This is a genomic window from Trichocoleus sp. FACHB-46, from assembly GCF_014695385.1.
GTDB lineage: Bacteria > Cyanobacteriota > Cyanobacteriia > FACHB-46 > FACHB-46 > Trichocoleus.
The window spans coordinates 342549-354943 of record NZ_JACJOD010000013.1 but is presented as its reverse complement, the minus strand read 5'-3'; the positions used below and the strand labels follow the sequence as shown (position 1 = coordinate 354943).

The following is a 12395-nucleotide window of genomic DNA, read 5'->3' as shown; positions in this document are numbered from 1 at the left end:
TTAGGTATTAGTGGTAGAGCTGGCAGCTTCGGCCTGAGGTTGCGTGCCACCCATGCGAATTTCTGAGCAGAAGGTGGCCATGCTGAAACCACCAAAGCGCTTTAGGATGCTGTTACGCAAGCGTAAGTTGGGACTGGCGAACCACAGACGCTCTTCAGAGTACATAGATTCATACTCGGTAATCAACGTCAGGGCTTCGTCGTCGCCCATTTTGTAACGACCGGCGACAGGAGCCTTTTCGGCGTAGCCCATTTCGCGCAACAACTTGCCTTCCTTGGGGTTTTCTGGATCAGCGATCGGAACCAACACTGTGGAGCCAGTGTGTTTTTCTTCGTCCCATTCCATCGTGCCGTTCCAGGTGACGCGAGCACCACAGAGAGCCAGCGTGGGATCAATTTCATATTGTTCGCACAGCTTTACCACTTCGGGGTTATCGCTGGGCAACATCTCAATCACAATATCTGATTTGCCACTTTCCGATTGCTTAAAAGCCAAGTGGTGACTGGTGCGCTGGGAAAACCACTTGCCAGCACTCTGCTGGAAAAACTCCACAATATTCATGAATTAAACGATCCTATTGCCCACAATTTCTAATCGTCATCTTTACTAAGTTTAAGGTGCAAAACGAAGAAATTTTATCAACCACCACTTGATTGCTGTAGTGCGGTTGGTGTGCCTACCACTGTTGCCACGAGACCTCGCTTAGCTCAACGGTTCCCCATTTGAGGACCGAATCGTTATGTCACCCGTGGCCTGAAAAATTACTTGAAACCGCGCTAAGGTGGCTACTTCAGACCCATATTTTTCTTGATTTGCCTGACCTGCCTGACCTGCTAGCTCTGCCTCAGCTAAAGCTGGGAGTGGGGTTTGATCTGCGTAGTCAAATGCGGCTTGGTTTACAGGCTGATACATCGCGATCGCGCCTTCTACCGTCATATCCACCAGATAAATCAAGTCTTGGTCTTCCGCAATCTCAGGAATATCTGTTTGGGTTAATTGAGTATGGAGTTCTCGTGCTAGCGATCGCAACTGGGTTAAATCGGTCATCTCTGGTGTGGCCCGGAACGCAGCCTCACTAGATGGGCGACGAGCAGAACTACCTTTTTGCCGGAGGCCACAGAGTGCGATCGCGGGCAGCAATCCTTGAAGGGTTAAGGCTGGAATTAATGCCACGTAGGACGGTCCTGGCAATCCTACGGCAATTCCTGTCGGGGTCTGCCCTAGGATGACCAAAAACAGCAAGCTAGAGAGCACAAACGTAACCGGAGGAACAAACAGCCAAAGCCAAGCAGACCTGACATCACGTCGTAAGACAAATCCTTGAGCTAGCCCCAACCAAACATAGGCTAGGCGGCTCAGGACAAGCCCTAGCTTAGCTTGCCACCCGAATCCTACCGCTTGGGCGATGAGTCCACCCATGCCCGTCGCTACGATCCAGAGATGAGTCAGTCCATATTGGCGTAAAATCACCCACTGAGCCAGTCCCAAGACAAAGCTGGATATGGCCCAATCTGTATACCGCCAAATTGCGGCAGCAAAATCGCTGAGTGTGTCTACCGCGATCGCCCCCGCAACGCCACGCTTAAAAGCCAGCTCTACCAAACCAGCCAGGACAGTTGCTAGCGTCAACCCGCAGATAAAACTCAGTCGCTTAGCAGGTGGAATCAGAAAAGGCTGCGGTGCGGGTGCGGCTAGTGCTGGAGGGACGGATGAGCTAGGGTCAAATTGCATAAGTTTTGTAACGGTAAGCCAAGCAAAACAAGCATTGACACCATCCTGCCCGATCTTGTCACCATTGCCTGGTTAATTCCCGTCGCTTTCTCAAACTCACAGCGAGAAAGGGGGATCGGGGAATGATAAGCTAACAAATGCATTTAAGAAATGAATGGTGAAGCTTCAATGGCCGGATCGACCCAAATTCCTTATCTGTTGCGGGCTGCTCGTGGAGAAGTTCTAGATCGGCCACCCGTGTGGATGATGCGACAAGCGGGTCGCTACATGAAGGTGTATCGAGACTTGCGCGACAAATATCCCTCCTTCCGGGAGCGCTCCGAGAATCCTGATCTGGCAATTGAAATCTCCTTGCAACCCTTCCGGGTATTTCGGCCCGATGGCGTGATTCTGTTTTCTGATATTTTGACGCCGCTACCCGGTATTGGCATTCCGTTCGACATCGTGGAGAGCCGAGGACCGATTATCGATCCGCCGATTCGTAGCCTAGAGCAGATCAACAATCTGCATGAAATCGACCCAGAAGCGTCGATGCCCTTTATTCGTACGATTCTGCAAACCCTGCGCCAAGAAGTTGGCAATGAAGCAGCGGTACTCGGCTTTGTCGGCGCACCTTGGACCTTGGCCGCTTACTCGATCGAAGGGAAAAGCTCTAAAGATTACACCATCATCAAGGGTATGGCGTTCAGCGAGCCAGAAATGCTGCATAAATTCCTGGCTAAGATTGCAGACGCGATCGCTACCTATGCGTGCTACCAAATTGAATGTGGGGCGCAGGTAATCCAAATGTTTGATTCTTGGGCAGGTCAGCTTAGCCCCCAAGACTTTGATGCCTTTGCCGTCCCTTACCAAAAGCAGGTGTTTGCCAAGATCAAGGCGGCGCATCCTGATGTGCCTCTGATTCTCTACATCAATGGCAGTGCTGGAGTGCTGGAGCGGATGGCACAAACCGGCGCTGATTTCGTCAGTGTGGACTGGACAGTCGATCTAGCCGAAGCTCGTCAGCGTCTCGGCGCTAACATTGGTGTGCAAGGGAATATTGACCCCTGTGTGCTGTTTGGCTCCAAAGACTTCATCCGCGATCGCATTCTAGATACAGTGCGCAAAGCGGGTAACCGTCGTCACATCCTCAATCTCGGCCACGGAGTTCTGCAAGGCACTCCTGAGGAGAATGTGGCTCACTTCTTTGAAACTGCAAAGCAGGTTGACAAACTCTTGGCAGTTCATGCGTAGGTGGTGATATACAGGTAGTGATTTTGAGTGGGGTTTCGCATCTCGCTCAAAATTATTACGAGTCTAGAACTACCCATGCGTAATGGGAGCTGGGGTCTCGGCTCTACTCCTTAACTCTCTATTCATTCATACCTCCATGCTCCCCAAGCGAATTTTCATGACGGGTGCCAGTGGCTGCATTGGTCACTACATCGCGGAAGCTTTGATTCAGTCCACTGAGCATGAATTACATCTGCTGGTTAGAGACCCTGCAAAGCTGAAGTTTGACTACCAAGCTCGTCCTGGGATTCACATCATTAAGGCTAATATGCGGGATGTTGACCGCATGGAAGACTTATTGGCATCAATGGATGTGGCGATTTTGGTGGCTACTGCTTGGGGGAATGCTCAAGAAACCTATGATGTAAACGTTTTAAAGACGTTGCGGTTGATGAGCTTGCTCGATCCAGAGCGCTGCGAACAAGTAATTTACTTCTCAACTGCCAGTATTCTCGATCGCAAAAACCACTTGCTGAAGGAAGCAGGGCAACTAGGAACCGACTACATTAGCTCGAAGTACTCTTGTTTTCAGCAGTTATCAAAGCTGGCGATCGCTCCTAAAGTTACTACTTTGTTCCCTACCTTGGTGTTTGGTGGGGATGAGCATAAGCCTTACTCAGCGGTAACATCTGGGATTCCAGAGGTTGTCAAGTGGATTGATTTAATTCGCTTCCTCAAAGCTGATGGTAGTTTCCACTTCGTTCACGGGCGTGATATTGCCCAAGTGGTGCAGCATCTAGTAGAGCATCCGCCAGAACTAGGCCAACCACGGCAGTTGGTGCTGGGAAATGCTCGGGTGACGGTGAACGAAGCGATAGAGACAGTTTGTGATTATCTAGGAAAGAAAATTCAGTTCCAGATTCCGCTGTCGTCTGTGCTGGCTGATGTGCTGATTGCAGTATTTCGGATTCAGATGGCAGCTTGGGACCGTTTCTGTTTGAAGTATCGGCATTTCACTTACGAGCATGTGGTGAATCCAGCTACGTTCAATTTGCCGACTTATTGCGCCACATTTCGAGATGTGTTGAAGGTTAGTGGGGTGCCTGGGCAGGGTGGGGTGAGGGCTGCTGAAGCTAAAGAACGGGCGATCGCTGAGTAGCTACTCTTTCAAACTTCGCTGAATCAACATCTTTGGGAAATCCGAACCCTTGGGGGCACTCGCCCCCAAACCCCCGCTGAGGGACGGCTGCGTCCCTCAGACTCCCTCCAGAAGAATCTGAGGGTGGGTGTTTCGATACTTTGGCTTTTCTCTTGCTACAGCTAATTCCTTGGTCTTTAGTGCTACTTGCTGCTCCTGGAATCGCTCAAAGCATACGTTTTTGAGTTGCGTCTGTTAAACTCCAGTACAAGTGATATAGGAAGTTCCTTGATCTTTGGTCGAAGGAATACACTTTTTATCGCGAGGATTGGCTTGTTTCGCGTCGAGTTGATTCAGTCAATCGTTGTTCATTGACTGAAAGCTTTTATCGTGAGAGTTTTCAGGATAGATAGACATATCAATATATCTGAGAACAGGCCGTCATTTAGATAAGAGGCTAACAATTAATGCGAGTTTTACTTCTCTACCCCCTTTTTCCTCGGTCGTTTTGGTCTTTTGATAAGGCTCTAGAACTGATCGGGCGCAAGGTTTCGCTCCCTCCTCTGGGAATGATTACGGTTGCTGCGATCCTGCCTCAAGAGTGGGAGTTTCGCCTAGTGGATCGTAATGTGCGGCTGGAGACGGAAGCTGACTGGGATTGGGCAGAGTTGGTGATTATCTCTGGCATGATTGTCCAAAAGCCAGATATGTTGCATCTGATTCAGCAGGCTAAGCAACGTGGCAAGTTAGTTGCAGTGGGTGGCCCTTATGTCACCTCTGTCCCAGATGCAGCTCAGGAAGCTGGAGCTGATTTCTTGGTATTGGATGAGGGTGAAATTACGCTTCCCATGCTGGTTGAGGCGATCGCTCAAGGCAAAACTTCTGGCGTCCTCCGGGCCGGGGAAGTGAAACCAGACGTTACCACTTCGCCAATTCCGCGCTACGACTTGCTAGATTTTAAGGCTTATAACGAGATGTCGGTGCAGTTTTCGCGCGGTTGCCCGTTCCAGTGCGAGTTTTGCGACATTATTGTGCTTTATGGGCGGAAGCCTCGCACCAAAACTCCAGCTCAGCTCATTGCTGAAGTGCAAACCCTTTATGACCTAGGCTGGCGGCGATCGATCTTTATGGTCGATGACAACTTCATTGGCAACAAGCGTAATGTCAAGCTGTTGCTACGTGAACTCGGCTCCTGGATGGCAGCTCACAACTATCCCTTCCGCCTCGCTACCGAAGCTTCGATTGATCTGGCCCAAGATCAAGAACTGCTGGATTTGATGATCGCTGCCAACTTTGGTTCTGTGTTTATTGGTATTGAAACTCCTGATACAGATAGTTTGGCGCTGACTCACAAATTTCAAAACACCCGCACCTCGTTAGTGGAGTCGGTGCAAACGATTAATCGAGCGGGCCTGAATGTGATGGCTGGCTTTATCCTGGGCTTCGATGGCGAGAAACCAGGAGCGGGTCAACGCATCATCGATTTTGTTGAAGCTACCTCGATTCCCAAGGCGATGTTTGGTTTACTCCAGGCACTGCCCAACACGGCACTCTGGAACCGACTAGAAAAAGAAGGTCGGATGCTAGAGGCAAACAAAGAAACGCAGGGCCACCAGATGGCGCTGACCAACTTTATCCCCACCCGTCCGGTAGAAGAGTTGGCGCGTGAGTACCTGAGCTGTTTTTGGGAGCTGTACGAACCCAGCCGTTATCTGTCACGGGTTTATCGCAATTTCATTCAGCAAAAGCCATCGCCGCACAAGGTGCCATTTCGGATGTTGGAACTGGTGGAACTCCGGGCTGTTTTCACCATTTTCTGGCGGCAGGGCATTAAGCGAAGTACCCGTTGGCAGTTTTGGCGGCAGCTCTTTGCGATTCTGCGCCATAACCCCAGCGTCTTTGTGCCTTATATGAGCAATTGTGCTTTGAGTGAGCACTTCCTGGAGTATCGCCAAACAGTTCGCGACGAAATTGAAGCTCAACTAGCAGAGTACTTAGCCACTAAAGCGAAATCGCAGGCTCAAACTGCAAAGTCAGCCGTCACCGCTAACATGAACGCGATCGCCAGCTAAATCGCGAGCTAAACTGAATTCTTCACTTTCGCCCGGTTTGTGGAAGCTTCTCCGGGAAAAGTGAATAACCATCCAGCAGTTCGCCCAAGCTTTTTTGACCGGGCTCTTAACCTGTGAGGCTAAATTTAAATGCGAGTTTTACTCCTCTACCCCCTGTTTCCTAAAAGCTTTTGGTCATTTGAAAAAACTCTAGAACTGGTCGAGCGCAAAGTTTTACTACCACCTCTGGGCTTAGTCACCGTTGCGGCCCTTCTGCCTCAGGAGTGGGAGTTCAAACTGGTCGATCGCAATGTCCGCGCTGTCACAGAAGACGAGTGGGCTTGGGCAGACTTGGTAATTCTCTCTGCCATGATTGTGCAGAAAGAAGATTTCTTGGCCCAAATTCAAGAGGCCAAGCGCCGAGGTAAACCTGTGGCAGTGGGTGGCCCTTACCCAACCGCTCTACCAGAAGAGGCCCAGGCGGCTGACTACATGATTTTGGATGAGGGCGAGATCACTTTGCCGCTCTTTATTGAAGCGATCGCGCGTGGCGAAACCCAGGGAGTCTTTCGTTCCAATGGGGTGAAGCCAGACGTTACCACCACACCCATCCCCCGCTTCGAACTGCTCGACTTTAGCGCCTACGACAGCATGGCGGTGCAGTTCTCACGCGGTTGCCCATTCCAGTGCGAATTCTGCGACATCATTGTCCTCTACGGACGCAAACCCCGCACTAAGGCTCCCCAACAACTCTTAGCCGAGCTGAACTACCTCTACGAACTCGGGTGGGATCGTAGCATCTTCATGGTGGACGACAACTTCATCGGCAACAAGCGCAACGTGAAGTTGTTCCTCAAGGAATTAAAAACCTGGATGGAAGACCACCAGTATCCCTTCTCCTTCTTCACCGAAGCTTCGGTAGACTTGGCCCAAGACCCAGAAATGATGGAGTTGATGGTGGAGTGCAACTTCACCGCCGTCTTCTTAGGCATTGAAACCCCAGACGAAGACAGCCTAGCCCTCACCCAAAAGTTTCAAAACACCCGCGACTCTCTCAGCGAGGCCGTGGAATCCATCACCAAAGTGGGTTTGCGCGTCATGGCAGGCTTCATCATCGGCTTTGACAACGAAAAACCGGGTGCAGGCGATCGCATCGTCCAATTCGTCGAAAAAACCGCGATCCCCACCGCGTTGTTTAGCATGTTGCAAGTCCTTCCCGACACTGGCCTTTGGCACCGCCTGAAAAAAGAAGGGCGCTTACGCGGCGAAGCAGGCAACATCAACCAAACCACCTTGATGAACTTCGTCCCCACCCGCCCCCTAGAGGAAATTGCTCGCGAATACATGCGCGCCTTTTCCGAGCTTTACGACCCTGAGAAATTCCTCGATCGCGTGTACCGCCACCATCTGATCATGGGATCGCCCAAATTCAAAGCCCCTGGTAAAATGCCAGCCTGGGTTGATGTTCGCGCCTTACTTACTGTCTGCTGGCGGCAAGGCGTGGTTCGGAGTACCCGCTTCCAGTTCTGGCGTAACCTTTGGAACATCTTCAAACACAACCCCAAAGTCTGGGATCGCTACCTGACCGTCTGTGCCCACAATGAACACTTTAGCGAATATCGCCAAATCGTCTGTGACGAAATCGAAGCGCAACTCACCGAATACCTAACCGCCGAAGCAGAGGCGCAAAAAACTCTGAAGGCTGCTAGTACAGCGAATGTTGAGGCGATCGCTAGCTGAAAAGCAGAATGCAGGCTCAGAATGAAAGAGGGGAAGCAGAAGCCAGAAGTGAGGAGCGAAGAGTTTCTATAGCGCCGTAGGATTGCCCAACAATCTCCCAGTTGGCATAATGCTGGAATTCCAGTCAGTACAACTGTCATGCAAGACGACCTCCTCAAGCGCGAACGTGAATTTCACGACCTGTGGGCTGCGGCCATTGACATCGAAGGAATTCAAGTTCGAGATTATTTTGAAGCCTGCACTGCTCCAGAGAATCGCTTTATCCTCAAGCACTTAGGAGATGTCAAAGGGAAATATCTACTCGACCTAGGTTGTGGGGCTGGGGAAAACAGCGTTTATTTTGCGACCAAAGGGGCACGTTGTGTTGCCGCCGATTACTCGCCAGGTATGGTAGATGTCGCGCTCAAGCTGGCAGCAAGCAACCATGTGGCAGTGGAGGGTCGCACCATTAATGCGATGGAAATTGAGTTTCCTGACAACACTTTTGACATTATCTACGCCTCTAATTTATTGCACCATATTCCCCAGCCAAAAACAGTTATCCGGGAAATGTATCGAGTCCTGAAACCAGGTGGTAAAGCTTGTTTTTGGGACCCGCTGAAACACAATCCAGTGATTAATGTCTACCGTCGTATTGCGACTAAGGTACGGACTGAGGACGAAACTCCCCTCGATATTAATATTGCCAACTTTGTCCAATCTGTATTTACAAAAACGGAATATGACACCTTTTGGTTAGCTACTCTTTGGATTTTCCTACGTTTTTATTTAGTAGAAAAAGTTGATCCGAACAAAGAGCGATATTGGAAAAAAATTATTTTGGAGCATGAACGCTTGAGACCAACTTATCTAAAGTTGGAAAAAGCAGATCAAAGCTTGAAGAAATTGCCCCTAATGAAGCGATTTGCTTGGAATATTGCAGTAGTAGCGACTAAATAACATGAATAGTTCTAAGCGGCGGGCTTTATGGCAACGAGCTGGCATGTACAGCTTGCTAGGGGCGATCGCGCTGGTGATGCTGCTGCCCTTGATGTGGCTGGTCAGTACCTCGCTCAAGTCTCCAACCGAGAACATTTTTCAGTTTCCACCGCAACTTTGGCCGAGCCAACCCACTTGGCAAAATTTCGTTCGAGTGTGGCAAACTAATCCATTTGGTCGCTACCTGTTCAACAGCACCCTAGTCGCCATACTGACAGTTACGCTGAATTTGCTGTTTTGTTCGTTGGCAGCTTATCCATTGGCGCGGCTAAATTTTTGGGGCCGAGATGCGATTTTCACCCTCGTTGTCTCAACAATCATGATTCCTTTTCAAATCGTGATGATTCCGCTGTACATCTTGACCGTACAGTTGGGGCTACGAAACACCTATCTAGGACTAATTTTTCCCGCGATCGCTTCGGCTTTTGGCATCTTCTTGTTGCGGCAAGCGTTTCAGAGTGTGCCTAAAGAGCTGGAAGAAGCCGCCCGCATGGATGGCTGCTCAGAACTGGGGTTGTGGTGGCATGTGATGCTACCCTCAATTCGCCCGGCGCTGGTGACGCTAGCAATTTTTGTATTTATCGGTTCCTGGAGCGATTTCCTCTGGCCTTTAATCGTGCTTGATCGCCCGGAGTACTATACGTTGCCGCTGGGAGTTGCAACGCTAGCAGGAACGTTTTCCCTGGATTGGCGCTTGATTGCGGCGGGTTCTGTCATTTCGATCGCGCCGATTTTATTCTTCTTTTTGGTGATGCAGCACTATATTGTACCAACTGAGGCGGGGAGTGGGATGAAGGGGTAGAATCAAACCTCTTAAGGGTACCTGCCGGGTACCTGCCCCGCACCCATGTAGGTTTCTACGAGAAGTCTGTACTCAATGAATAGGATTCTCAATGTTCTAGCCTCTCACCTGCTTGGGGAGCAGAAGCTGGAACCTTGGTAAAGACGTGCTTGGTTGAAACCTACATGGGTGAGGACACCTGACTCCCAAAGACTCAGTTCTAGATCAACTTGGCAGCCCGCAGGCCAAAAAACAAACCAAGAGCCGCTGCATAGAACGAACCGAGCACTAACACGTAAGTAATTACACCAGACATTGACAATTCTCCACAAAGCCCAACAAAACTATTGAATCATTTAGTGGAGTAGTATTCCACCACATTGGTTTTACGGGCTAGGCAGGCTGCGCCAGCCCCACCATCCGATGTGGTGAAGTAGTAGAATACAGCCCACGGGCATTTGTTAATCGCGGCAGCACGAAACCAATGAAGTCTGTAATTCCTGTCGAATTACCACAACAGTCTTATGATATTGCAATCGCATCCGGTGGCTTGGAACAGTTAGGCAACTGGCTCATCGGGCACGGCTCACAGCCACTCAAACTCGGCAAAAAAATTCTCCTTGTTTCCAGTCCCCCGATTTTTAAGCATTACGGAACTCAAGCGATCACCTCTCTAGAGCAAGCAGGCTTTACCGTCGCTCAGTGCATTCTGCCCGCCGGAGAACGCTACAAAACTCCTGCCTCCCTACAAAAAATCTACGATGTAGCTCTAGAAAACCGTCTAGAACGCTCCTCCACGATTCTGGCATTAGGCGGTGGCGTCATTGGCGATATGGCAGGCTTTGCCGCTGCCACATGGCTGCGAGGCATCAACTTTGTGCAAGTCCCCACAACCCTGCTCGCAATGGTCGATGCTTCGATTGGTGGCAAAACAGGGGTTAACCATCCTCACGGCAAAAACTTAATTGGGGCATTTCATCAACCCAAGCTAGTCTTGATCGATCCTCAAACTCTAAAAACCTTGCCAGCTAGAGAATTTCGGGCAGGCATGGCTGAGGTGATCAAGTACGGCATCATTTGGGATGCGGAACTGTTTGAAAAACTAGAACAAAGCCAGCGGCTTGACCAACTGCGCTATGTTAGCGACGATCTGCTTCAAGAAATCCTAACCCGTTCCTGCCAAGCGAAGGCTCATGTCGTCAGCAAAGATGAAAAAGAGTCAGGGCTAAGAGCCATTCTTAACTACGGGCACACGATTGGTCACGCTGTCGAGAGTGAGACTAAATACAAAATAGTTAATCACGGCGAAGCAGTGGCGATCGGCATGGTAGCAGCCGGGCAAATCGCGGTAGCTTTAGACATGTGGGAGCAAGCTTCCAGCGATCGCCAACTTGCTCTGCTTGAGAAAACTGGCCTCCCCACCAAGTTGCCCGGAGGATTGGATATTGAGGCAATCGCGGCTAGCTTGCTAACCGATAAAAAAGTCAAAGACGGTCGGGTGCGATTCATTCTACCCACCCAAATTGGCACCGTCACCATCACTGATGAAGTTCCAGCGGATGTGATTCGGCAAGTCCTTCACGCTATGCAACAGACCTAACCCACCAAGAACAATGAGTTACTTCCGTCCTAGCGTTGATGCGATGACTGGCTACCAACCTGGTGAACAGCCAGCCCCAGGCGTCAAAGTCATTAAGCTCAACACCAACGAAAACCCCTACCCTCCCTCGGAGGCGGCCCTGCAAGTCCTGCGTGGCTTCGATGGCGAACTGTTGCGGCGTTACCCCCACCCAATGGCCGATTCCTTTCGTGACGCCGCGAGCCAGGTTTTAGGCGTTCCCCATGATTGGATTTTGGCGGGTAATGGCAGTGATGACATTCTGAATTTGCTGGTGCGGGCTTGTACGGAAGGCGATCGCAAAATCGTCTATCCCACGCCCACCTATGTCCTCTACGAAACGTTAGCAGAAATCCAAGACACGAAAGTAGTTGAGGTTCCCTACAATGACGACTACAACCTCCCCGTCGAGCAACTGATCGAGGCAAACGGGGCGATCACCTTCATTGCTTCCCCTAACAGTCCTTCTGGAACGCTAGTTCCTTTAGATGTGCTCAGCAAGTTAGCCAGCCATTTGTCTGGAGTGCTAGCGATCGATGAAGCTTACGTCGATTTTGCCGATTACAGCGCTTTGGAACTGGTGAAAGAGCACAACAACGTGATTGTCCTCCGCACTTTCTCTAAGGGCTATTCCTTGGCAGGTTTACGATTAGGCTTTGGCGTTGCCAATCCAGAATTATTGTCGGGGCTAATTAAAGTCAAAGATAGTTACAACGTGGATGCGGTGGCTTGTGCAGTGGGAGCTGCAGCGATCGCGGACCAAGCGCACAAAAACGCCAGTGCCGAGCGGGTGAAAGCTTCTCGTGCCAAGTTAACCGCTGACCTCACCCAGCTAGGCTTCAAAGTTGGCCCCTCGCAAGCCAATTTTGTTTTGGCTCAGGCTCCCAATAACAAGGCTGGCGCTCTCTATCAAGCCCTGAAGGAACGGGGCATTTTAGTGCGCTACTTTAAGCAACCCCGCCTCGACGACAAACTGCGAATTACCGTCGGCACCGAAGAACAAAACCAAGCCCTCATTTCTGCATTGACAGAGTTATTGGCTTAGGAACCTAACCCCTGCCCCTTCCCTACTAGGGAAGGGGAGACAAATTCAAAGTCCCTCGCCTCTTAGAAGAGGGGTTTGGGGAGAGGTCTGCTTTTATTCGA

Annotated in this window: 11 protein-coding genes; 8 read left to right on the top strand and 3 right to left on the bottom strand. The window is 50.4% G+C overall.

Going from position 1 to position 12395, the window contains the following annotated elements; translation table 11 throughout:
- Together H6F72_RS09290 and H6F72_RS09285 are read right to left on the bottom strand one after the other, a co-directional pair.
- Positions 1-561 carry a phycobiliprotein lyase gene (locus H6F72_RS09290; protein WP_190433917.1) on the bottom strand — a complete coding sequence of 187 codons (561 nt, stop codon included), beginning with the start codon at positions 559-561 and terminating at the stop codon, positions 1-3.
- 141 nt (positions 562-702) lie between these two features.
- Positions 703-1731, bottom strand: coding sequence for a hypothetical protein (locus H6F72_RS09285; RefSeq protein WP_190433915.1), 1029 nt, complete (start codon positions 1729-1731; stop codon positions 703-705).
- A 168-nt stretch (positions 1732-1899) separates the two neighbouring features.
- Between H6F72_RS09285 and hemE the strand changes: the two genes are divergently transcribed.
- The 6 genes from hemE to H6F72_RS09255 all read left to right on the top strand — a co-directional run bounded on the left by hemE (position 1900) and on the right by H6F72_RS09255 (position 9652).
- Positions 1900-2964, top strand: a complete 1065-nt coding sequence (gene hemE, locus H6F72_RS09280; RefSeq protein ID WP_190433913.1) for a uroporphyrinogen decarboxylase — start codon at positions 1900-1902, stop codon at positions 2962-2964.
- Between the two features lie 136 nt (positions 2965-3100).
- Positions 3101-4102, top strand: a complete 1002-nt coding sequence (locus H6F72_RS09275; protein WP_190433911.1) for an NAD(P)-dependent oxidoreductase — start codon at positions 3101-3103, stop codon at positions 4100-4102.
- 446 nt (positions 4103-4548) lie between these two features.
- Complete coding sequence (locus H6F72_RS09270) at positions 4549-6153, top strand: B12-binding domain-containing radical SAM protein (RefSeq protein WP_190433910.1); 1605 nt, start codon at positions 4549-4551, stop codon at positions 6151-6153.
- Between the two features lie 129 nt (positions 6154-6282).
- Positions 6283-7872: a B12-binding domain-containing radical SAM protein gene (locus H6F72_RS09265; protein ID WP_190433908.1), complete on the top strand. Its 1590-nt coding sequence runs from the start codon at positions 6283-6285 to the stop codon at positions 7870-7872.
- A gap of 138 nt (positions 7873-8010) precedes the next feature.
- Positions 8011-8811, top strand: a complete 801-nt coding sequence (locus H6F72_RS09260) for a class I SAM-dependent methyltransferase (RefSeq protein WP_190433906.1) — start codon at positions 8011-8013, stop codon at positions 8809-8811.
- A 1-nt stretch (position 8812) separates the two neighbouring features.
- Positions 8813-9652 carry a carbohydrate ABC transporter permease gene (locus H6F72_RS09255; RefSeq protein WP_190433904.1) on the top strand — a complete coding sequence of 280 codons (840 nt, stop codon included), beginning with the start codon at positions 8813-8815 and terminating at the stop codon, positions 9650-9652.
- Positions 9653-9851: 199 nt separating this feature from the next.
- Here H6F72_RS09255 and H6F72_RS09250 read toward each other — a convergent pair whose 3' ends face one another.
- Positions 9852-9947: a cytochrome b6-f complex subunit PetL gene (locus H6F72_RS09250; RefSeq protein WP_190433902.1), complete on the bottom strand. Its 96-nt coding sequence runs from the start codon at positions 9945-9947 to the stop codon at positions 9852-9854.
- Between the two features lie 168 nt (positions 9948-10115).
- Between H6F72_RS09250 and aroB the strand changes: the two genes are divergently transcribed.
- Both aroB and hisC read left to right on the top strand, forming a co-directional pair.
- Positions 10116-11231, top strand: a complete 1116-nt coding sequence (aroB, locus tag H6F72_RS09245; RefSeq protein ID WP_190433900.1) for a 3-dehydroquinate synthase — start codon at positions 10116-10118, stop codon at positions 11229-11231.
- Positions 11232-11244: 13 nt separating this feature from the next.
- Positions 11245-12294 carry a histidinol-phosphate transaminase gene (gene hisC / locus H6F72_RS09240; RefSeq protein ID WP_190433898.1) on the top strand — a complete coding sequence of 350 codons (1050 nt, stop codon included), beginning with the start codon at positions 11245-11247 and terminating at the stop codon, positions 12292-12294.
- Positions 12295-12395 lie beyond the last annotated feature (101 nt).